Here is a 19501-nt window from a genome sequence, read left to right as displayed (position 1 = left end):
GACAGGACTGTGTGGATTTCTGGTCATCCAACGCACCAAAATCCACACAGTCGACGCCAACGACCCGGTGTCGCGCAGAGTCACCGACACCGTCCTCACCACTCACGAGTCCGGATCACTCCTCGGAGCCCTCGTCACCGCCGTCGAAGACGTCTTCCATGACCTCGCCGAGGATCATGCCGCCGACCACGCCGGCCGCGGCACCGGCGACCACGCCGCCCATGCCCGGGCCGCGCCTGCCGTGCCCGCCATGGTGACCGTGGTGGTCGTAGTCGTGGCCGTAGTGCTCCTGGTGCCCCTGGTGCCCGCCGAACATGGCGTGCCCGCCGCCGGATTCGGCGACGTTGGCCAGCCAGCCGTCGATGGCCGCGGTCCAGTCGGTGCGCAGGGCCTCCTCGTGCGAGACGTGGAAGCGGCCGAAGGAGTCGCCGCCGGAGCGGAACATGCCGCCGCGTTTGTCGGCCTCCAGCACCACCACCAGCTCATTCGGGCTCGCGACGAAGGTCAACTCCACCTGGTTGACGCGACCGGCGTAGCGCGAGGGCGGGAAGAACTCGATCTCCTGGAAGAACCCGAGTTCCTGCCGGACACCGTGCAGCTGCCCGGCTTCGACGTCGGCGCTGCGGAAGGAGAAGCCCAGCTCGCCGAAAGCCTCAAGCACCCTGTCCTGCGACTCCAGCGGCCCGACCAGAAGCGGGTCGAGGTCGCCCTTGTCCGGCGCGCCGGCGATGACGAGTTCGGTCCGCACGCCGACGACCATGCCCGGCAGCTCACGGCCGCCGACCGCGCTGATCGGCGTCTCCCACGGCAGGGCGATCTGGAACGGCACCGTGGTCAGCTGCCCCGCCGTCACCTTCACCTTGCGGCCCGCGCTGACCCGCAGGAACTCCGCGGTCCCGGCGCGCTCGTGGTCGCCGCGCTCGACCTCGACCCTGGTCACCAGCGAAAGCAGGATCTCCTCGATCTGGGCGTCGCTCGAACCGCCCTGGATGCGGACCTGGCCGGTGATCACCTCGCCGGGCACGGCGTGCGGCGAGTCGAGCACGGTGTCGACGGACGGGCCGCCGACCCCGAAGGCGCTGAGCATCCGTTTGAACATCAGGGATTTCCTCCGCTGGGTACTGGAACTGGGGTGCCGCGAAAGCGGACACTTCGACTACTACCGAGAATCGCCGCGGCACGCCAGGCAAACCAGGTTAAAAACCCCTAAACGGGCGCGGCGTCACTACCTTCTCAGATCGGACTGGCGGACGTCGTGCAGGTGGATGACGACGTCGTAGGAGCGCCCGAGCGAGATGGCGGCGGGGTCGACGGGGAACTGCGTGCCGATCGTGCGGGTGGGCCGGGCGGTGTCCAGCCAGGCGCGGGCGGCGGGCGGCGCGGTGCGGACGTCGAGGTAGAAGTCCTCGAACCGGACCTGGTCGAGGGCGTGCTCGTTCGAGCCGGCCGGAGCGGCGGGGACGGCGAAGCGCTTCCAATCCCCGCCGACCGCGGTGTCCTTGGACAGGAAGGAACCCCGGTCGAAGCTGAAACCGATCGGCAGGTAGTCGCGGCCCAGCGTCTCGCGCAGGAAGGCGCCCTGGGTCTTCGGGTACAGGCCCGGGTTGTCGGAGACGTAAGAGACGTGGGTGTTGTGCGCGGAGAGCAGGACCTTGTGGCCGGTCCGCCGCTGCCACCAGGCGACGTTCTGTGCCATCGCCTTGTCCCGCAGGATCTGCGAGGTGGGCAGGGACTTCGGGTCCGAGAGGTCGACGGCGAGGAAGCGGGCGGTCTGCGCGACGAACCGGGCGTGCTGCTCGGTCCAGCCGTAGGCGTCCGCGCCGGTCAGGCCCTTGACCAGATCGAAGGCCTGCTCCGCCTGGGTGGCGAGCCGCTGCCGCTCGTCGAGCGGTTTGCGGAGGTAGACGAACGCGTCGTCGATCGGGCGCAGGCCGGTGTAGAGCTGGTTCAGCCGGGGCAGCGCCGCCGGATGGTGCCGCCGCACGTCGTCGGTGATCCTGGCGAAGAACGCGTCGTTGATCGAAGGCGCGCCGAGGTCGTCACCGACGAAATGCACGGTGCGGCCGGGGTGGGCGCGGTTGTAGTCGCGCATCCACCGGATCAGGCTGACGAACTCCTCGCGGTCCCAAGGGGAACCGGGCAGCGTCCGCTTCGCGATCTCCCGGGCGTCGCCCCGGCCGGTCTGGACGTACTCGTCGATCTCCAGCCCGGCGGACCAGCTCAGCTCCAGCGCGAAGGCCCGGAACCCCTTTTCCTCGACGAGGTAGCGGAACACCCGCTCCTTCATGGTGAAGAACTCGTGGGAGCCGTGGGTGGCCTCGCCGAGACCGACCACCTTCGCGCCGCCGATCATCGAGCCCAAGGCCCACAGATCAGCGGTGTTCCGGCCCGGCTCGGTCGACCGCAGCGGATACGCCACCCGCTCCAGCGACCGCACCGGGTCCCGCCGGGACGACGTGGCCGCCTCGTTCGCGAAAGCCGGGCTCGCCATCGGGGCGAGCACCGCTCCCGTCATCACCACCGCGGCGGCGAGCACTCCCCGTCTGCCCCATCGCTTCCGGTTCTCTGTCATAGCCGTTCACCCCTTCGTTCCGATGTCGAAAGCGATCATCGTCCGAGGAGAGGTGACTGCGCGCTGTAGCAGAACCCCGACTTCGGATGGGGGAAAACCCCACCCCACGCGAAGGCGGGTGGACCCCGCCGCCGGAGTGTGGGTCCCGGCGGCGGGAGTCCACCCGCGTTTATCTCCCTCCGCAGCGGCTGCTCGTCACTCCGCGCGCCACAACGCGGGCGTGTTCGGCGGCTCCCAGCCGGGCTGAGCCGTGTGCGCCTGCAAGCACACATAGCCGCGGCCGCTGTAGGTGACCCGGGTGCCCGCGGAATAGCCGGTTCCCGCCGCCCAGGTCGTCCCGCCAGGCGGGTTGGAGGTCGAAGTGGGCGGATTGGAGGTCGTCGGGTTCGAGGTGGTCGGCCGCGACGTCGACGTCGGCGTCTGCCGCACGTTGAGCACGAAGTCGAACGCGGCCTCCTTGGCCGTGCCCGCGTCCCGCACGTTCATCAGCAGCCGCGGGTCGAAGATCGTGTCGGTGTTGTTGCGCGGCTCGTTGGGGAAGTAGAGCTGCGTGGTCAGGATCGGCTTGCCGGGCGCCTGGACCTTGACGTGGATGTGCCGCGTGCGGCCGGGGTACAGGCCGGGCACGATCGTGCTCAGCGAGAACCTGCCCTGGTCGTCGGTGTACTGGTGACCGCGGAAGGTGTACCCCGAGTTGTCGTAGTTGCCATTGACGTCGGCCTGCCAGAAGTCCAGCAGCGCCCGGGCGATCGGCTGGCACGCGAGACCGAAGACGAAGCCGGAGACGGTGAGCCTCGTGCCCTGCGTGCCCGGGGTGACGAGCGACGTCCGCTCCGGAGAGTTCGGCTTGAAATAAGGACCTTCGGTCTGCGCGATGGTCGGGGCGTCTCCGTCGTGACATTCCGGGGTCAGCTCGGGCGTCTTGCCACTCGCGACGGTGGTGCGCGCGAGAGCGGGGCCGCCGACCAGCGCGACCGGGGCGACGACACCCGCGGCGAGCGCGGCCTTCAGCACAGTCTTCCGGCTGAGCTTGTTATCTTCGTCCATGACCTGCTCCTCGTGGGGGCTTCGGGAATCACCCTCGACGGTATGGAGAAGATCAGCTCCGGACGATGGACTGTGCCGGTCAGTCGTGGTGAATCTCCGGGGCCGCGTCTCCGGTCCGGCGATAATCACCGGGGCTCAACCCCGTTTCCCGTCGGAAGAACCGGCAGAAATAAGCGGGATCCGCGAATCCGACCCGGCTGGCGACCTGACGGACGGTGAGATCCGTGCCGAGCAGGAACCGTTTCGCCTCCCGTGTCCTGGCCTCGCGCATCAGTTGTGCCGCCGTCCGGCCGGTCGCCGTTTTCACCGCGTCGGTCAGATATCCCGGCGTGACGCCGATCCGTTCCGCGAGCGCGCCGACCGACCAGAGTCCGAGATCGGGTCTGCCGAGCAGCCGGGCGAATTCCGTGCCCACCGCCTGTGCCCTGGCCGGCGGGCGGGGATCGGCCAGACCGGGAAGCCGTCCCGCCCGGACGATCAGCACGTGCATCAGGGCCCGCAGCACCGAATCGGTCCCCTGTCCGCCACAACGGAATTCCTCGTCCAGTTCGGCGACCAGCCGCGCCGTCTCCTCGGCCGCGCGCTCGTCGAGCCGCCAGGGCTGCTGGCTCAGCCTTCGCAGGGTTTCGCGATCCGCCGGATGTTCGAGCAGGAAGTCGTCGGTGAACAGCACGACGAATCCACTGAGATCACGGGCATCCCAATGATGCACCTGCCCCGGGGTTATGACCGCGAGTTGTGGCGGCCCCAATTCCCAGCGCGTGAAATCGATGACGTGGTCACCGGTACCGCCGGTGACGTGAACGATTTCGTAGAAAGTGTGCCGGTGCGGGAAAGCCGCCCGCGACATCGGCCCGATCGTGTCGAAGGTACCGACCGTGAACGGCAGGGCGTCCGGCGCGCGGACCTCCAGCCGATGCAAGGGCAATTCCCCGGCCTTCGGTTTCAGGCAAGGCGTCCTGGGCAACACCGTAGTTCCGCGCATGGACCGGTCCCTTTCACCACACTGGGAAAGGAAAAGTCTAGACCAATATGTGCGGCGATCGCTTCCGACGGAAGTCGCTTTCCGCGCTCGGTCACGTCTCGTGAGTGGTAATACCGGTTCTAACCGCGATTACCACTCACGAGCCGTGACCAGGCGTGACCAGGCGCGGGACCCGCCACCCTCCCCGGTACAGTCGTGATCATCGACGCACGTCCGAAGGGTCACCACGCGATGTCTCCAGCCACGTCGCGCGGCCGGGCCTGGTGGTCGGCCGGCGCGTTCGCCGCTCTGGTGCTGGCATGTGTCGTCGCCTGGGCGACAACGGGTGATTCCCACAGCGACCTCGAGATCTACCGCTTCGGCGTCGACACCCTGTGGACCGGCGGAGACCTCTACGGCGCCTTGCCGCTTTCCGACGCGGGCATCCCCCTGCTGTTCATCTACCCGCCGTTCGCCGCGCTGGTGCTCACCCCGCTGGCACTGGTGCCGTGGACGGGCTCGGTACTGCTGTTGTTCGCGCTCGGCCTGGCCGCACTGGGGATCACCTTCTACGCGATCACCCGCACGCTGTGGCCGTCCGGGGACCGGCGGAAGGCGCTGCTCGTCGCGTCGCTGGCGATCACCCCGGCGCTCTTCCTCGAACCGGTCCGCCAGACTCTCGGCTTCGGCCAGATCAACCTGCCGCTGATGGGCCTCGTCGCGGCCGACTGCCTGCTGGCACGGGGCCGCTACCGGGGCATCGGCGTCGGGATCGCCGCGGCCGTCAAGCTGACGCCGATGGCGTTCCTGTTGTTCTTCCTGGTACGCAAGGACTTCCGTGGCGCACTGACCGCGTTGGGCACGTTCGTGGCCGCCTCGGCCGTCGCGTTCGCTGTCGCCCCCGAGGCCTCCGCGCGCTACTGGTTCGGCGGGTTCGCCGGAGCCTCGGGGATCAGCGGCACCTCGTTCCACACCAACCAGACCCTGCAGGCGGTGTTCGCGCGACTCGGCGTCGACTCCGCCGCGGCCAAGCCACTGTGGCTCGTCCTCACCGGAGTGCTGCTGGTGCTGGTCACCTTGACCATGTACCGCTCGGCGCCGGTGCCGGCGCTGCTGCTGAACGCGACGTTCGCCCTGATCATCTCGCCGACGTCGTGGTCGCATCACTGGGTGTGGATCGCCCCGGCGCTGTTCACCACCGCCGCCTGCGCGGTGCTCCATCGCCAGGACCGCCGGCGGGCGGTGGCCTGGCTGGCCGCCACCGGGGTCGTCGCCACGGTCTTCGTCGCGGCACCTTTCCGGTACTTCCCCGCCTTCGACCGGCCGGGCCAGATCTGGACGGCGGCCCAACAGTGGCTGGGAAACTGCTACGTCCTCGCGGGCCTGGTCTTCCTGGTCGTTTCGGGCGTCCTCGCACTGCGGAACCGCGCCCACGCCGACTGAAAGGATCCCCATGCTGGACCTGAGCGGCACCACCACCCTCGTCACCGGGGCCAGCGGCGGCATCGGCCGGGGCATCGCCCTGCGTTTCGCCGAGGCGGGCAGCGCTGTCGCCGTGCACTACCACCGTGCCGAGGCCTCGGCGCTCGCCGTCGTCGAACGTATCGAGGCGACAGGCGGCACCGCCGCCGCGTTCACCGCCGACCTCACCGAAGACGACGAATGCCGCCGGCTCGTGGCCGCCGCCGCGGCCTGGACCGGACGGCTGGACACCCTGGTCAACAGCGCCGGTGTGCAGCCTGTCGAGCCGCTGGCGGGGATGTCGGCGGAAAGCTGGCGCGCCGTCCTCGACGCGAACCTCACCAGCGCGTTCTCCTGCACGCAGGCCGCGGCCGAGGTGATGAGCGGCGGCAACGTCATCCACATCGCCTCCATCGAGGCGGACCGGCCCGCACCGGGGCACGCGCACTACAGCAGCGCGAAGGCCGCGCTGGTCATGCACGCCCGGGCCGCCGCGCTCGAATACGGGCCGCGAGGCCTCCGCGTGAACGCCGTCTCCCCCGGCCTGATCGACCGCCCCGGACTCGGCGACGCCTGGCCCGAGGGCGTCCACCGCTGGGAGCAGTCCGCGCCCCTCGGCAGGCTCGGCACCCCCGAAGACGTCGCGAACGCCTGCCTCTTCCTCGCCTCGCCACTCGCGTCGTGGATCACCGGACACAACCTGATCGTGGACGGCGGAGTCTCCGCACATCCCACCTGGTGATCATGAAGCTGTGACCTCCGCCACAAGCCGTGGAACGGGTCGCTTTCACTGAGAAACAGCCCGGCACACCATCGGGTGGGAATTCCGGCGGGCTTCATCAAATCCGATGCTCTCATCGTGACGGATTGTCGATCGCCATGGCGGTAAACGATTGCCGCACTCGCTCGTGCGGAGTGCTTGCCGCCGCACACATCCGCTGACGCTCGGTTGCCACGCTGCTACAGTCCGGCGCGGTTCGAATTCCTCCGAATTTTCGAACCATCCCCACGAATATCGCGCCGACTTCCGGCACTTTCCTCAGAAAAGGCATCACTTGACGGATCTCAGCCATCCGTGGAGCGTGACCGCGTTCCACGGGGCCGACACCTGCCTGCTCGATTCCGTCCGCGAACTCCGCGCGCGGATCCTGTTCGACCGCGGCCGCCGTCCGGCCTTTCGCCGAGCGGACGGTTCGCACGCCGACGACCAGGACCTCGACTTCGGGGCCTGGCACTTCATCGCGCGGCAGCATCCGGACGGCCCGCCGCTCGGCTACATCCGGCTCTCCACCCCGGCCACCGGCGACGGGTTCCAGTCGCGGACCTACCTCGGCACCGAGCGGTACGAGGAAGTGCTTGCCGCACAAGGCTTCGAGCCGGGTCAGGTCTTCGAGCACAGCAGACTCGTCGTCGAGCACCGGTCCCGGAAACTCGGACTCGGGCAGTACCTCAACGCACTCGCGATCGGCGCCGCGCACCATCTCGGCGCCCACGCCATGATCGGCACTTCGGGTACGAAGGACGGCCAGGACCGGTTCCACGAGCAGTTCGGTTTCCGCCCCATGCCGGGCACCCGCCGCTATGTCGAGCAGTACACCGAAGACGTCGTGATCATGTTCCACCGCGTCGCCGACGGCGCCGGGCGGCACCACGATCTCGTCACGCGGCTCCGGGACGAATTCCCCAGGGTCGCCGCGTCCACACCGGCCCCGCTCACCTTCGGGACGTCGTCGAGCAGGCCCGCGCCCGACACGCTCGCCGCCATCCCCGGACCCGATCGCGACCAGTGGCGGCCGACCCTGCTCGCACCCCGCGACGCGATGGATTTCCAATCGCTGACGGCATTGCTGGCCTACGGCGACGTCCGTGAGGTCCACGACACCATCGACGAGCAGCTGGCCGAACTGGTCCGCAGCCGCGACCCGTCCTGCCGGGACGAGACCGAAATCGAGACCAGGAAACGGGAACAGCTCGCCGGACTGGCGCTCTGGGAGTACGGAACCTGGGTCTGGTACCCGTGGTCGCGGCGGCTCGTGCACGTCCTGCCGCGCGACGAGTTCCGGCTCGTGCGCACGGATCGCAACCGCGGCAAGGTCGACCGCCCCGAACAGCGCCGCCTGCTCGGCAAGCGGATCGGCGTCATCGGCCTTTCGGTCGGCAACAGCGCGGCGCTCACGTTCGCGCTCGAAGGCATCGGCGGCGCCTACAAACTGGCGGACTTCGACGACTTCAGCCTGTCGAACCTGAACCGGCTGCGCGCGGGCGTGCACGAACTCGGTGTCAACAAAGCGGTCCTGTCCGCTCGCCAGATGTTCGAGATCGACCCGTACCTCGATATCGAAATCCACCGCGACGGCCTGACCGAGGACAACATCGAGGCGTTCTTCACCGGCGGGCTGGGCGCGCTCGACCTCCTGATCGAGGAGTGCGACACCCCGTGGGTCAAGGTCGCGGCCCGCGAATACGCGCGTGACCTGCGCGTCCCGGTCGTCATGGACTGCAACGACCGCGGCATGCTCGACGTCGAACGCTTCGACCTCGAGCCGGACCGGCCGCTGCTGCACGGCCTGCTCGGCGACATCAAGTCCGTGGACCTCATCGACCTCGGGCCCCAGGAGAAGGTCGAGCTGATCCTGGCCATGGTCGACGCCGACCGGATCAGCCCGGAACTGGCCGCCTCCTTCGGCGAACTCGGCCGCACCCTGAGCAGCTGGCCGCAACTGGCCTCCGGGGTCGCGCTGGGCGGCGCGCTCTGCGGCGAGGCCGCGCGGCGGATCCTGCTCGGCCTGCCGTGCGTGTCGGGCCGGTTCTACACCGACCTCGACCGCCAGCTCAGCCCGGAACGGAGCACGGTCACGTGACCCCGCTGCCCGTGCGGATCGCCGGCACCGGCGTCCACCTGCCACCGGACGTCGTCACCAACCGGCGGCTCGCCGAAACGCTCGACACCTCCGACGAGTGGATCGTCCACCGCACCGGGATCAGGGAACGCCGTTGGCTCGCCCCGGATCTCGCCACTTCGGACATGTGCGTGGCCGCCGCCTGGCCCGCGCTCGCGGCGGCGGGCTGTACCGCGAGGGACGTCGACGCGATCATCGTCGCGACCTACACCTACGACCAGCCGCTGCCGTCGACGGCACTGATCGTCAAGGAAGCGCTCGGCGCTTTCGGCGCGCTCACCTTCGACATCACGCAAGCCGCTTGCGCGAACGGCGTCCAGGCGTTGTTCCTCGGCTCCTTGCTGGTGCGGACCGGTGCGGCGGAACGGGTTCTGGTGATCGCGGCCGACAGCGCGTCCCGCGTGACCGATCCGGAAGACCGCACCACCCGGGTCTTCTTCGGCGACGCCGCGGGTGCCGCCGTCCTGACCGGGACGACGTCGCCCGGCGCCGGACTCCTCGGCTGGGACTTCGGCGCCGAGCTGTCCTACGACGTCGAGATCCCGGCAGGCGGCTCGCGACAGCCCGCCGGGGCGACGACGTTCGCGGACCGGCGGCACTACCTCAAGATGAACGGCCGGACCGTCTGGGACACCGCCACCCGATGCCTGCCGGACAGCGTCCTGAACGCCGCCGCCCAGGCCGGGCTGACAGTGGACGACGTGCACCATTTCTTTCTGCACCAGGCAAATCTGAACATCGTGCAGGCGGCGATGGACAAGCTCGGCGTGCCGCGTGACCGTGCGCCGATCACCGTCGACAGGCTCGGCAACACCGGTTCGGCGGGTGTTTTCACCGTGCTGCACAAGGGTTTCTCGGAGGGTTCGGTGCGGCCTGGCGACGTCTTCGTCGTGTCGGCGATCGGGGCGGGGTTCCAGTGGGGCACCTTGTGCTTTAGGGCTTAGGGGTCCGGTGGGGCGCTGGGGCGCGGTTCTGGCGGACCTCGTCTCGGCGCCCCTATCGAGCTCGCTGACTGCTGGTGTGGGCGGGCTTTGCGGGTCCGCCGTGCCACTCAGGGCTATCTATTCGCTTTGCGCCCTCTATCGAATGGAATAGCACGTTCAGGGTGCCCTTGAGCTTAGATGGTCAGTGCACCGGCTGGAGATAATGATCTCCTGGGTAGCAAAACGGGTGTTCCCCTTCGCTACCCGAACGATCATCATCTCAGGGCGCACACTGACCATTTGGGCCCGAGACTACCTAAACGTGTGATAGAACATCTGTTCGACTGCGGGTAATGTTGATCTCGTGGCCATCGACAGCACATCCCCGACGACACCCACCGAGTGGTGGCGCGTCGACACCGCGATGTTGCATGCCCGCAAACAAGAACTGGAAGTCCTCAAACGCCAACTGGATGCCGAGCAGAACGCGATCCTCGCCGAAATCAACACCCGAGGGATCCGCGGCTGCTCCGGACACTCGACGCTGGCGGCGCTGATCTACGAAGACTTCCTTGTGACAGACAAGGAAGCCAACGACCGTGCCGACCGTGTCCTGGCCCTCCATCCCGGCCCCACCATCGGCGGCGACCCAACCCCGCCGCTCGCGCCCTTGACCGCTGCAGCAGCGGCGGAAGGCGCGATCGGCGGCTCGCAAATCGACGCCATCATCCGCACCCTCGCCCGCATCCCCTCCACCGTTCCGGAAGACAAGATTCGAGACGGCGAAAAGATCCTGGTCGATCTGGCTCGTCATACCGGGCCTCGTGCCATCGCCCGAGCCGGACGACGCTTGTTGGACAACCTCGACCCCGACGGGAAGGAACCCCGTAATGAGGATCCCAAGGATGTGCGGCCGGAGTTGCGGTTCGTCAAACACCGCGACGGCACCCTCGGCCTCAAGGCGACACTTGACCTGGAAACCTACGCCCGCCTCAAATCCGACCTGGATCCGATGGCCAAGCCCTATAAAGCCATCGATGGGGTCCGGGACTCCCGCACCCAGGACGAACGCTACGGGGATGCCTTCACCGACTATGTGCGGTTGAAAACCACCAGCCGCAACCTCCCCGGCCAAGCAGGGGAAGCCACCCACATCCTCATCACCATGTCGTACGAGGACCTGATCAACGACCTCGGTGAAGCTCACCTGGATCTAGTGGGGCCGATCAGCGCGACCGACGCCCGGATCCTCGCCTGCGACGCTCGTGTCAGACCCGGCGTTCTCGGCACCGCAGGCGAACCCCTCGACATCGGCCGCTCCAAACGCACCGTGTCACTGGCACAGAAGTACGCACTCACCATCCGCGACAGAGGCTGCGCGTTCCCCGGCTGCGACATGCCGGTGCCGCGCTGCACCGCCCACCACACTGTTTTCTGGCGTCACCACGGCGAAACGAAAATCGACAATCTCGTGCTCCTCTGCACGAGACATCACCGCCTGATCCACCGCAGCGAATGGAAAGTCCGGATAGCCCAAGACGGACTCCCCGAATTCACCGCCCCCGCCTACCTCGACCCGACAGGAGAACCCCGACGCAACACCATGCACCTCAGGACATAGGCCGACCGCCCCCGCAAGTAGTCGACTACTTGCGTCACCCAACGAGCCGGAACCGCACCCGTTGCCCCGGCCGCACCTGAGCGGCCAGATCCAGATCCGCTTCCTCCACCACCGCGATCACCGCTTCGGCGACCGTGGCTGCAGCCTTACCGCCAGGCAAAGGCGCCAGCAAACAGAACCGGTCGAGCAGCTCGACCAGGCCGCCTCACCGGCTCCGGATCTCGGTGCCCTGCCGCAGATTCGTCACCAGTGCCGTCGACTTGCCTGTGACGGCGGACGCGAGTGTCCGTTCGAGTCCCGGAAGGCGGGCCAGCCGGAGGAAGGCCCGGCGGGCCTGCAGGAGGAGCCGGTTCGCGGGCAGGAACCATCGGGCGCCCCGGCGGGCGACCTGCTGTTTCTCGGTCACTACTGGGCGGACCAGCTTTTCGTATTCCGCGAACGCGGCCTCGATGGACGGCGCCCGGATGAGTTGTTCGGCCAGTACGAATGCGCCCGCGATACCGAGTGAAGCGCCCTGACCGGCGAGAAGGGAGACGGCATAGCAGGAATCGCCGACGAGAACGACTCGGCCGCGGCTCCACGACGGCATTTCGATCTGGGCGACCTGGTCGTAGTACACCTCGCCGGACGGCGGGCAGAGCTCGAGCGCCTTGGGCACCGCCCAGCCGAGGGAACCGTAGGTCGCGCGCAGCGCCGCTCGTGTGTCGTCCGGCAGGACGGGATCTGTCGCGCGGTGCACGGCGAACGCGGCGAGTTTGCCGTCGCGGAGACCGTAGAAGCCCATTTGCCTGCCGACGGTGTCGGTCAGGCAGAACCGCTCCCCCACCCGCGCGCGGATCTCTTCGTCCTCGAAGACGAACGCCGCGGTGTGGAACCCGAGGTAGCGGAGGAAGCGGCTCTCCTCGCCGAAGACCAGCCGCCGCACGGCCGAATGGATCCCGTCGGCCCCGACCAGCAGATCGGCTTCGATCACCTCGGCGTCCGCCAAGGTGATCCGCACCCGGTCGCCGAGATCCTCGACGTCCACGACACCGGCGCCGAACCGGACGTCCACTGTGGACGGCAGGTCCGCACGCAGGACGCGTTCCAGGTCGGGCCGCATGATGCTGCACAGCCTGCCGCGCAACGACTTGGCGAACTGGACGTAGTCGATCGCCGCGCGTCGACGGCCGTGGTCGTCCAGCAGGCTCGCTTCGTTCACCTGGTACGCGACGTCCTCGACCTGTGACAGCAGGCCCATCTCCTCGACCGCGTCGAAGCCAGGACCGAAGAAGTCGATCATGTAGCCCTGTTCGCGCGGCCCCGCGGCCCGTTCCAGCACCACGACCTCGACGTCCAGCATCGCGAGCCGGTGCGCCAGCGCCAGACCGGTGATCCCGGCACCGCAGATCGCCACCTTCATGGATCTTCCCTCCCGTTCGTTTCAGCCGACCAGTCTGCGCAGGACGGCCAAGGGGACTTCGCCGCCGTGCTCCGGTTCGAGCGCGCGATGCAGCAGAAGCCCGTCCACCGTGGCGAAAAGCACCGCGGCCGTACCCTCGGCGTCGGCTACTCCGCGCTCCGCCAGCCAGCCTCCGAACCGGGCGCGCAGATCGGCGAGGAGCTCACGGATGCCTTGGCGCAAGGTGTCGTCGCGGGTCGCGGCCAGGTAGGCCTCGGCGAACAGCAACGACATCGGGTCGGTGCCGGAGTACTCGCCGACCGACGCCAGCAGCGCGTCCACAGCCTCCGCGGGCGTCCCGGCGGTTTCCAGCGCCGGCTCGAAAGCACCGGCGACCTCACGCATCGCCCCCAGCACGGCCTCGATCATCAAGGCTTGCAGCGAGGGGAAGTGGTAGTGCACGACGCTCGGTGTGACACCCGCGCGTTCGGCGAGGATCCGGGTGCTGACCGCGGACCAGCCGAGTTCGGGCACGAGCGCGACAGCCGCTTCGAGCAACCGCCGCCGTGCGACCTGACCACGTTCCGCGGCCGGGGAGCCTGCCACCATCATCTCCTAGGGCGTTCGTCCTGTACGACTGCCCTGATCGTATGCCCTGTTCCGTCCGGTGCGCAAACTCGGTGGTCACGGCGTCGGCCGCTCCCTACAGTTCCGTTGCCGACAAGGAGAGAAACGGAGCACGGTGAAACTGGACGGGTACAAGTGGCGCACGCGGATCAGCCAGGTCCGCCTCGGCGGGGCCGCCTACCGCGTCATCCGCCCGGCACGTCCTGCCTCGCACGGTCCGCTGATCGAAAGCTGGCACGGCGCGGAACTCGACGTGGACAAGGTGTCGGCACGCGAACTCGCCGCCGCCTGGTGGCTGGCCGCGCGTTCCCCGCGCAGCCTGGTGTACCTGCCCTGCCGCGCGAGCCGGACGGCCTGCGAACAGGGCAACGAGGGCCCGGACCTCGACCTGGTCCTGCTGCACCACAGTCTTCAGTTTCCGTTGTCCCGCTGGAAAAGTGTGCGATGATCAACTTCGCCCGGGCATCGCCGCGGACACCCTCTTCCTCGTCGGCAGCCGGCGCGCCTTCGAACTCGAAAGCGACCAGATCCGTGACGTCGCCGAAAACGGCCCCGCCAGGATCGGCGACTCGCCGGCCAGGCACTACTGCGCGGAAATCAGCCTCGGCCCGTTGTTCATCGTCCACGAGAGAAGCGGCCTGCCCGGCGGCACGCTGCACGTCGTCCTCCGCGAAGGCACCTGAAACGAAGACACCTGAAACCCTGACCCGGCAAAAATGACCTCGCCCCGCATCACCGCCGTCGCCAGGCTTGCTCGTCCGACCCTTTTGGAGGACACATGGTCTCGAAACCCCGCGTCGCACTGGGAATGCTCATCCTGGCCGCGCTGGCCGGCGGGCTCCTCGCGTTGCTCATCTCGCTCGAGGTGGGCGCCTTCTGGGCCAAGACGCTGCCGCTCGTCTTCCTGGTCGGCGGGGCGACCTTCGCCCAGTCCCTCGGCCTGTTCAACAAGTCCCGGAAGGACTAGGCACCGGACTGGCGCCCAGGGACCGGTCCCCTCGTTCGCGGTTAGCCTCCTGCCCGTGACCGAACTGGGTGCCTACGTCGAACGCTTCGAGACGAACTCGCGTAGCCGCGCGCTCCGGGGAGTGGCCGCGATCGTGATCGGCACGCCGATCGCCTTCGTCGGGGTCCTCCTGTTCGCGATGGGCCAGGAGGCCGGGGTCTCCGGCGGGGAGATGGTCGTCGGCCTCGTCATCGGCTGCGGGCTGGGGGTGGCGCTGATGGGCGTCTGGCTCTGCTGGAACGCCGTCGGCAAGCGAGGCGAGACCTTCACCCTGTACGAGCAGGGTTTCGTGCACACCTGGCGCAAGTCGACCACCATCGTGCCGTGGACCGCGGTCGACGTGGTCATCGATCACACCAAGAAGAACGTCTTCGCCAAGGCGCTCGGTGGCGACGTCGGCTGCCTCGTCAAGCTCACCGACGGCCGGAAAATCATCGTCAACGGGTTCACCGAAGGCGCCGCCGTGCTGGCTCACGACATCTTCGAGGCCGTCGGGCGACGCCCGGTCTGAGCCGCGGCAACCTTCCGGCCCCGCCGCGCGTTCTCCTCAGAACGGGGAGGAGTGGGCCGTGGAGATCATCGTCGCGAACGAGCTGGGCGTCCGTGCCGTGGTGCTGACCCTGCGCGCCAAGGGATCGGCGCTCGACTTCCGGCTGCTCCCCATGGTGCACATCGGCACGCAGGCCTACTTCGACGCCGTGCGGCGGCAGGCGAACGAGTGTGACGTGGTGGTGGCGGAGGGCGTCGGCGACGCGAAGCCGGTGTCCCGGCTGACAGCGAGTTACCGGTTCGCGGCACGGAACAAGCGCCTTGGTCTGGTGGTGCAGGATCTGAAGGCCGACTCCTTCACCGTGCCGACCGTCCGCCCGGACCTCGACGGCCCGTCGTTCATCGAGGGCTGGCGACGCGTCCCACTCGGGGACAGGCTGACGATGTCCCTCCTGGCGCCGACCTTGGGCATGTTCCTGCGCGGCTTCGGTACGCGCGGGATGCTGGCGCGCTTCCTGAGCGTCGACGACGAGGACGACTTCCGGGCCGAATCCGCGGAGACCATGCCCGAATTCGACGACCTGATCAGCGGCAGCCGCGACAAGCTCCTCGTGGACGCGCTGGCAGGACTGCACGAACTGCGGCGGCACGAGCCCGGGACGATCGGCGTGGTCTACGGCGCCGAGCACATGCGCGCGGTGGTCCGCGAACTCCGTGCCCGGTTCGGCTACGTCGTGCGGGACGCGGAATACGTCACCGTGTTCAGCCTCTGACAGTTCGTCCTCTGTGGACTAGACGCGCTGGGGCGCGAAGGTCCGGCGGTAGTCCTGCGGCGACACCCCGACCACCTTGTGGAAATGGTGGCGCAGCAGGGCTCCCGACCCGAAGCCGCAGCGGCGCGCGACCTCGTCGATGCCCATCGTCGTCTCCTCCAGCAGGGACCTCGCGTGCAGCACGCGCTGTGTGGAAAGCCAGCGATGCGGCGTGGTGCCCGTCTCGGCGACGAACTTGCGGGCGAAGGTGCGCTCGGACATCCGCGCCCGGCGGGCGAGGTCGGCGACGGGATGCTCCTCCTCGATGGTGTCGAGCATCCAGGTGAGCACCGGCTGGAGGCTGTCGCCGGTGCACTCGGGGATCGGCACCTCGACGAACTGGCGCTGCCCGCCCTCCCGTTGCGGCGGCACCACCATGCGCCGGGCGATCGCGGTGGCCGCGGCGGACCCGAGTTCGCGGCGGATGAGGTGCAGGCAGGCGTCGATGCCGGCGGCCGTCCCCGCGCTGGTGATGATGTCGCCGTCGTCGACGAACAGGACGTCCGGGTCCAGCCGGGCTTGCGGGAACCGCTTCCGGAACCGGTCGCTGTGCCGCCAGTGGTTCGTGCATCGCCGCCCGTCGAGCAGACCGGCGGCGCCCAGGACGAACGCGCCGGTGCAGACCGAAAGCAGCGTGGCGCCCCGCTCCGAAACCGCGCGGAGCGCGTCGAGCACCGCGGGCGGGTATTCGTCGCGTACGTCGCAGGCGGGGACGACGACGACGTCCGCGTCTTCGGTCGCTTCGAGGCCGTGTTGCGGGGTCACCTGAACGCCGTGGCCGAGGCTGAGCGGCTCTCCCGCCCGCTCCCCGCATACGCGGAAGTCGAGCAGCGGCACTCCGTCATCGGTCCGGTCGTAGCCGAACACCTCGCAGACGACCCCGAACTCAAAGGGGGCGAAGTCGTCCAGCAGCACCACAGCGACGCTCTTCAGCATGACCGCAGCATAGCTGGCAGGATTTTGACGCACAACGACAGAACTGCCACTTCTGGCAGGATGTCGAGTGGCGCAAACTTACTGCCATGACCGCAATCATCGTCACCCTCGCCTTCATCGCCCTCGTCACCTACCTCCTGGAGCGCAACCACGCGCGACAGGGCCGCCCGAACGCCGCAGGTGGAGACCCGATCGGCCACCCGTTCTGGAGGGGCGGCACCACCGTCTGAACACCATCGGGCACCCGACGTTTCCGTGGCCCGGTGTCACGAGCGACACGTTCCCCGCCGAGACCGGCGATACAGCCTGCATCCACCGAGGTCAGGCCCGCAATCGCCGGTTTAAACCTTTCCGCCCGTATTTTCTGCCGGTTACCAGTTTTCTGGTTAGGGTGCAGTGGTGCAAACGGGTTAACTCGGGCGGAAGGAGATCGCGCCGGTCATCGGCGCGGCTGAAACATGAGTTCGCAGGACGGCAAGCCAGCGGAAGAAGAGGTAGTCGCGGGGACCGCGACAGACCTCGCCAACGCACCGGACACGACAGGTCCGGGCCACCCGCCCGATGAGCACGTCCCCCTCGACCTCGCCGCCGACCGCCCCGCCGAGACCGACCGGACCGTTTTCGGTATCGCCGCCGGCCTCGCGCTCGCGATCATCGTCTGGGGTGTGCTTTCCCCGGACAGCCTCTCGAATGTCGCGTCGTCCCTGCTGAACGACGCCGTGATCCCTTACGGCGGTTGGGCTTTCGTGCTGACCGCCAGTGGTTTCGTCATCTTCGCGGTCTGTCTGGCCATCAGCCGGTACGGCCGGATCCCGCTGGGCGGAGACAAGGAACTGCCCGAATTCCGGACGTCGTCGTGGATCGCGATGATGTTCAGCGCCGGGATGGGCATCGGCCTGATGTTCTTCGGCGTGTACGAACCGGTCTCCCACCTCGCGAGCCCGCCCCCGGGCACCGCGGCCCCGAACTCCGACGAAGCCGTCCACACCGCGATGGCGACGACGTTGTTCCACTGGACCGTGCACCCGTGGGCGATCTACGCCGTCGTCGGCCTCGCGATCGCCTACAGCACCTTCCGCAAGGGCCGGACCCAGCTGATCAGTTCGGTGTTCGCGCCGCTGATCGGCAAGAAGCGCACCGAAGGCCCGCTGGGCAAGGCGATCGACATCATGGCGATCTTCGCCACCCTGTTCGGTTCGGCCGCTTCCCTCGGCCTCGGCGCACTGCAGGTCGGCGGCGGTATGGGCGCCGTCGGCTGGATCGACGACCCCGGCAAGGGCCTGCTGGTCGCGATCATCGCGATCCTCACCGTCGCGTTCATCGCGTCGGCGGTGTCCGGCGTGGCCAAGGGAATCCAGTGGCTGTCCAACATCAACATGGTGCTCGCCGCGGTGCTCGCGGTGTTCGTGCTGGTGGTCGGTCCGACCGTGCTGATCCTCAACATCGTGCCGGGCGCGATCGGCGACTACTTCCGTGAACTGGCGGAGATGTCGGGCCGCACCGGGATGACCGGCGGCGACGAGATGCAGACCTGGCTCGGTGGCTGGACGGTCTTCTACTGGGCGTGGTGGATCTCGTGGACGCCCTTCGTCGGCATGTTCATCGCGCGGATCTCCCGCGGCCGCACCATCCGGCAGTTCATCTTCGGCGTCATCGCGATCCCGAGCGTGGTGAGCCTGATCTGGTTCGCGATCTTCGGCGGCGCGGCGATCAGCAGGCAACGGGCCGGGACGGACATCGCGGGCGCGGGCAGCGCCCAGTCCGCGACGTTCAAACTGCTGGAAACCCTGCCGTGGTTCGTTCCCATCGCGATCCTCGTGATGCTCCTGGTGTCCATCTTCTTCGTCTCCGGTGCGGACGCGGCGTCGGTGGTGATGGGCACCCTGTCCCAGCGCGGGAGCGTGCACCCGAGCAAGAGCGTCGTCATCTTCTGGGGCGTGCTGATGGGTGCCGTCGCTGCGGTGATGCTGCTGGTCGGCGGGGACAAGGCGCTGACAGGCTTGCAGAACCTCACGATCCTGATCGCGGTGCCGTTCGTGTTCGTGATGGTCGGGTTGTGCGTATCGGTCTGGAAGGACCTGCGCAACGACCCGCTGATGAAGCAGGAAGACGCGATGATGCTGTCGCTGAAGGAACTGCACGAGGAACGCACCAACGGCCACGGTCGCCGTCGTACCATCCTCGGACGGTCGAAGCAGCGCACCTGATCACAGGTGAGTACAGGAAGGCCCCCTTCGCACAGAAGGGGGCCTTCCTGTTTTCAGTGCGGGGGCAGCTGGCCGACCTGGTAGTGCCCGGCGGGCTGCCGGGTGATGACGTTCAGCCGGTTGAAGGCGTTGATGAGCGCGATCTGGGTCACCAGCGCCATGAGCTGCTCGTCGTCGTAGTGCTTGGCGGCGGCCTCCCACGCCTCGTCGGTGACACCGGCGCTGTCGGCGAGGCGGCAGCCCTGTTCGGTGAGTTCCAGCGCGGCCCGCTCGGCCTCGGTGAAGACCGTCGCCTCCCGCCAGCACGCGACCAGGTTCAGCCGGACGGCCGTCTCCCCCGCGTGCGCGGCTTCCTTGGTGTGCATGTCCAGGCAGCCCGAGCAGCCGTTGATCTGGCTGGCCCGGATGTTCACCAATTCCCTTGTCGCGGCGGGAAGTTCGGTGCTTTCGAGGACCTTTCCCGCCGAGACGAGGTGCTTCACCAGCTTCGGCGCGAGAGCGGTCTTGAAGAGTTCGAGTCGTGCCTGCATGGGATTCTCTCCTTCTCGTCTGTGT

General features: G+C 68.2%; 22 protein-coding genes. 12 read left to right on the top strand and 10 right to left on the bottom strand.

Annotated features, from left to right (window positions below):
* Positions 1–115: 115 nt before the first annotated feature.
* The 4 genes from ACZ6YV_RS24590 to ACZ6YV_RS24575 all read right to left on the bottom strand — a co-directional run bounded on the left by ACZ6YV_RS24590 (position 116) and on the right by ACZ6YV_RS24575 (position 4604).
* A complete protein-coding gene (locus ACZ6YV_RS24590) occupies positions 116–1099 on the bottom strand; it encodes a sporulation protein (RefSeq protein WP_465511848.1) in 984 nt (327 codons plus the stop codon).
* A 126-nt stretch (positions 1100–1225) separates the two neighbouring features.
* Positions 1226–2572, bottom strand: coding sequence for an erythromycin esterase family protein (locus tag ACZ6YV_RS24585; protein WP_465511847.1), 1347 nt, complete (start codon positions 2570–2572; stop codon positions 1226–1228).
* 195 nt (positions 2573–2767) lie between these two features.
* On the bottom strand, positions 2768–3619 hold the full coding sequence (locus ACZ6YV_RS24580; RefSeq protein WP_465511846.1) for a dioxygenase family protein: 852 nt from the start codon (positions 3617–3619) through the stop codon (positions 2768–2770).
* A gap of 79 nt (positions 3620–3698) precedes the next feature.
* On the bottom strand, positions 3699–4604 hold the full coding sequence (locus ACZ6YV_RS24575; RefSeq protein WP_125796251.1) for an AraC family transcriptional regulator: 906 nt from the start codon (positions 4602–4604) through the stop codon (positions 3699–3701).
* A 231-nt stretch (positions 4605–4835) separates the two neighbouring features.
* Between ACZ6YV_RS24575 and ACZ6YV_RS24570 the strand changes: the two genes are divergently transcribed.
* Positions 4836–6026 (top strand): glycosyltransferase 87 family protein, encoded by a 1191-nt coding sequence (locus tag ACZ6YV_RS24570; protein ID WP_465511845.1) that lies wholly within the window; start codon positions 4836–4838, stop codon positions 6024–6026.
* Between the two features lie 10 nt (positions 6027–6036).
* Positions 6037–6786 carry an SDR family NAD(P)-dependent oxidoreductase gene (locus ACZ6YV_RS24565; RefSeq protein ID WP_465511844.1) on the top strand — a complete coding sequence of 250 codons (750 nt, stop codon included), beginning with the start codon at positions 6037–6039 and terminating at the stop codon, positions 6784–6786.
* A 112-nt stretch (positions 6787–6898) separates the two neighbouring features.
* On the opposite strand, the gene ACZ6YV_RS24560 is transcribed toward ACZ6YV_RS24565, so the two are convergent.
* Complete coding sequence (locus ACZ6YV_RS24560) at positions 6899–7117, bottom strand: hypothetical protein (protein ID WP_465511843.1); 219 nt, start codon at positions 7115–7117, stop codon at positions 6899–6901.
* Between the two features lie 9 nt (positions 7118–7126).
* On the opposite strand from ACZ6YV_RS24560, the gene ACZ6YV_RS24555 reads away from it, so the two are divergent.
* From ACZ6YV_RS24555 to ACZ6YV_RS24545, 3 genes are all read left to right on the top strand, one after another.
* The gene (locus ACZ6YV_RS24555) at positions 7127–8905 is read left to right on the top strand and encodes a ThiF family adenylyltransferase (protein ID WP_465511842.1); all 1779 of its coding nucleotides are present in this window, start codon (positions 7127–7129) and stop codon (positions 8903–8905) included.
* The gene (locus ACZ6YV_RS24550) at positions 8902–9888 is read left to right on the top strand and encodes a 3-oxoacyl-ACP synthase III family protein (RefSeq protein ID WP_465511841.1); all 987 of its coding nucleotides are present in this window, start codon (positions 8902–8904) and stop codon (positions 9886–9888) included. Before ACZ6YV_RS24555 ends, ACZ6YV_RS24550 begins: the two co-directional genes overlap by 4 nt.
* A 343-nt stretch (positions 9889–10231) precedes the next feature.
* Positions 10232–11488 (top strand): HNH endonuclease signature motif containing protein, encoded by a 1257-nt coding sequence (locus ACZ6YV_RS24545; protein ID WP_465511840.1) that lies wholly within the window; start codon positions 10232–10234, stop codon positions 11486–11488.
* Between the two features lie 34 nt (positions 11489–11522).
* On the opposite strand, the gene ACZ6YV_RS24540 is transcribed toward ACZ6YV_RS24545, so the two are convergent.
* The 3 genes from ACZ6YV_RS24540 to ACZ6YV_RS24530 are packed head-to-tail and all read right to left on the bottom strand — an operon-like array spanning position 11523 to position 13481.
* Positions 11523–11648: a hypothetical protein gene (locus ACZ6YV_RS24540; RefSeq protein ID WP_465511855.1), complete on the bottom strand. Its 126-nt coding sequence runs from the start codon at positions 11646–11648 to the stop codon at positions 11523–11525.
* 45 nt (positions 11649–11693) lie between these two features.
* On the bottom strand, positions 11694–12890 hold the full coding sequence (locus ACZ6YV_RS24535; RefSeq protein WP_465511839.1) for an FAD-dependent monooxygenase: 1197 nt from the start codon (positions 12888–12890) through the stop codon (positions 11694–11696).
* A gap of 21 nt (positions 12891–12911) precedes the next feature.
* Positions 12912–13481: a TetR/AcrR family transcriptional regulator gene (locus ACZ6YV_RS24530; protein ID WP_465511838.1), complete on the bottom strand. Its 570-nt coding sequence runs from the start codon at positions 13479–13481 to the stop codon at positions 12912–12914.
* Positions 13482–13611: 130 nt separating this feature from the next.
* Between ACZ6YV_RS24530 and ACZ6YV_RS24525 the strand changes: the two genes are divergently transcribed.
* The 5 genes from ACZ6YV_RS24525 to ACZ6YV_RS24505 all read left to right on the top strand — a co-directional run bounded on the left by ACZ6YV_RS24525 (position 13612) and on the right by ACZ6YV_RS24505 (position 15764).
* Positions 13612–13944 (top strand): hypothetical protein, encoded by a 333-nt coding sequence (locus tag ACZ6YV_RS24525; protein WP_465511837.1) that lies wholly within the window; start codon positions 13612–13614, stop codon positions 13942–13944.
* Positions 13934–14179 (top strand): hypothetical protein, encoded by a 246-nt coding sequence (locus ACZ6YV_RS24520; protein WP_465511836.1) that lies wholly within the window; start codon positions 13934–13936, stop codon positions 14177–14179. The genes ACZ6YV_RS24525 and ACZ6YV_RS24520 overlap by 11 nt, the downstream gene beginning before the upstream one ends.
* Before the next feature lie 95 nt (positions 14180–14274).
* Positions 14275–14463, top strand: coding sequence for a hypothetical protein (locus ACZ6YV_RS24515; protein WP_465511835.1), 189 nt, complete (start codon positions 14275–14277; stop codon positions 14461–14463).
* A 55-nt stretch (positions 14464–14518) separates the two neighbouring features.
* Positions 14519–15013: a hypothetical protein gene (locus ACZ6YV_RS24510; protein WP_465511834.1), complete on the top strand. Its 495-nt coding sequence runs from the start codon at positions 14519–14521 to the stop codon at positions 15011–15013.
* A 58-nt stretch (positions 15014–15071) separates the two neighbouring features.
* Positions 15072–15764: a hypothetical protein gene (locus tag ACZ6YV_RS24505; RefSeq protein ID WP_465511833.1), complete on the top strand. Its 693-nt coding sequence runs from the start codon at positions 15072–15074 to the stop codon at positions 15762–15764.
* An 18-nt stretch (positions 15765–15782) separates the two neighbouring features.
* Here ACZ6YV_RS24505 and ACZ6YV_RS24500 read toward each other — a convergent pair whose 3' ends face one another.
* On the bottom strand, positions 15783–16739 hold the full coding sequence (locus ACZ6YV_RS24500; protein WP_465511832.1) for a GlxA family transcriptional regulator: 957 nt from the start codon (positions 16737–16739) through the stop codon (positions 15783–15785).
* Positions 16740–16825: 86 nt separating this feature from the next.
* Between ACZ6YV_RS24500 and ACZ6YV_RS24495 the strand changes: the two genes are divergently transcribed.
* Both ACZ6YV_RS24495 and ACZ6YV_RS24490 read left to right on the top strand, forming a co-directional pair.
* Positions 16826–16969 (top strand): hypothetical protein, encoded by a 144-nt coding sequence (locus ACZ6YV_RS24495; protein ID WP_465511831.1) that lies wholly within the window; start codon positions 16826–16828, stop codon positions 16967–16969.
* Between the two features lie 228 nt (positions 16970–17197).
* Positions 17198–18946 carry a BCCT family transporter gene (locus ACZ6YV_RS24490; protein WP_465511830.1) on the top strand — a complete coding sequence of 583 codons (1749 nt, stop codon included), beginning with the start codon at positions 17198–17200 and terminating at the stop codon, positions 18944–18946.
* 53 nt (positions 18947–18999) lie between these two features.
* Here ACZ6YV_RS24490 and ACZ6YV_RS24485 read toward each other — a convergent pair whose 3' ends face one another.
* Complete coding sequence (locus tag ACZ6YV_RS24485; protein WP_465511829.1) at positions 19000–19476, bottom strand: carboxymuconolactone decarboxylase family protein; 477 nt, start codon at positions 19474–19476, stop codon at positions 19000–19002.
* Positions 19477–19501: the final 25 nt, after the last annotated feature.

It is taken from the genome of Amycolatopsis sp. NPDC102522 (genome assembly GCF_055584485.1).
This window is presented reverse-complemented; position numbering and strand designations above follow the sequence as displayed.

Bases quoted from the DNA above. Each gene is read 5' to 3' on its own strand.
- ACZ6YV_RS24585 (WP_465511847.1), bottom strand. From the start codon at position 2,572: ATGACAGAGAACCGGAAGCGATGGGGCAGACGGGGAGTGCTCGCCGCC.
- ACZ6YV_RS24580 (WP_465511846.1), bottom strand. From the start codon at position 3,619: ATGGACGAAGATAACAAGCTCAGCCGGAAGACTGTGCTGAAGGCCGCG.
- ACZ6YV_RS24590 (WP_465511848.1), bottom strand. From the start codon at position 1,099: ATGTTCAAACGGATGCTCAGCGCCTTCGGGGTCGGCGGCCCGTCCGTC.
- ACZ6YV_RS24560 (WP_465511843.1), bottom strand. From the start codon at position 7,117: ATGGCTGAGATCCGTCAAGTGATGCCTTTTCTGAGGAAAGTGCCGGAA.
- ACZ6YV_RS24495 (WP_465511831.1), top strand. From the start codon at position 16,826: ATGACCGCAATCATCGTCACCCTCGCCTTCATCGCCCTCGTCACCTAC.
- ACZ6YV_RS24535 (WP_465511839.1), bottom strand. From the start codon at position 12,890: ATGAAGGTGGCGATCTGCGGTGCCGGGATCACCGGTCTGGCGCTGGCG.
- ACZ6YV_RS24500 (WP_465511832.1), bottom strand. From the start codon at position 16,739: ATGCTGAAGAGCGTCGCTGTGGTGCTGCTGGACGACTTCGCCCCCTTT.
- ACZ6YV_RS24565 (WP_465511844.1), top strand. From the start codon at position 6,037: ATGCTGGACCTGAGCGGCACCACCACCCTCGTCACCGGGGCCAGCGGC.
- ACZ6YV_RS24570 (WP_465511845.1), top strand. From the start codon at position 4,836: ATGTCTCCAGCCACGTCGCGCGGCCGGGCCTGGTGGTCGGCCGGCGCG.
- ACZ6YV_RS24515 (WP_465511835.1), top strand. From the start codon at position 14,275: ATGGTCTCGAAACCCCGCGTCGCACTGGGAATGCTCATCCTGGCCGCG.
- ACZ6YV_RS24490 (WP_465511830.1), top strand. From the start codon at position 17,198: ATGAGTTCGCAGGACGGCAAGCCAGCGGAAGAAGAGGTAGTCGCGGGG.
- ACZ6YV_RS24575 (WP_125796251.1), bottom strand. From the start codon at position 4,604: ATGCGCGGAACTACGGTGTTGCCCAGGACGCCTTGCCTGAAACCGAAG.
- ACZ6YV_RS24530 (WP_465511838.1), bottom strand. From the start codon at position 13,481: ATGATGGTGGCAGGCTCCCCGGCCGCGGAACGTGGTCAGGTCGCACGG.
- ACZ6YV_RS24485 (WP_465511829.1), bottom strand. From the start codon at position 19,476: ATGCAGGCACGACTCGAACTCTTCAAGACCGCTCTCGCGCCGAAGCTG.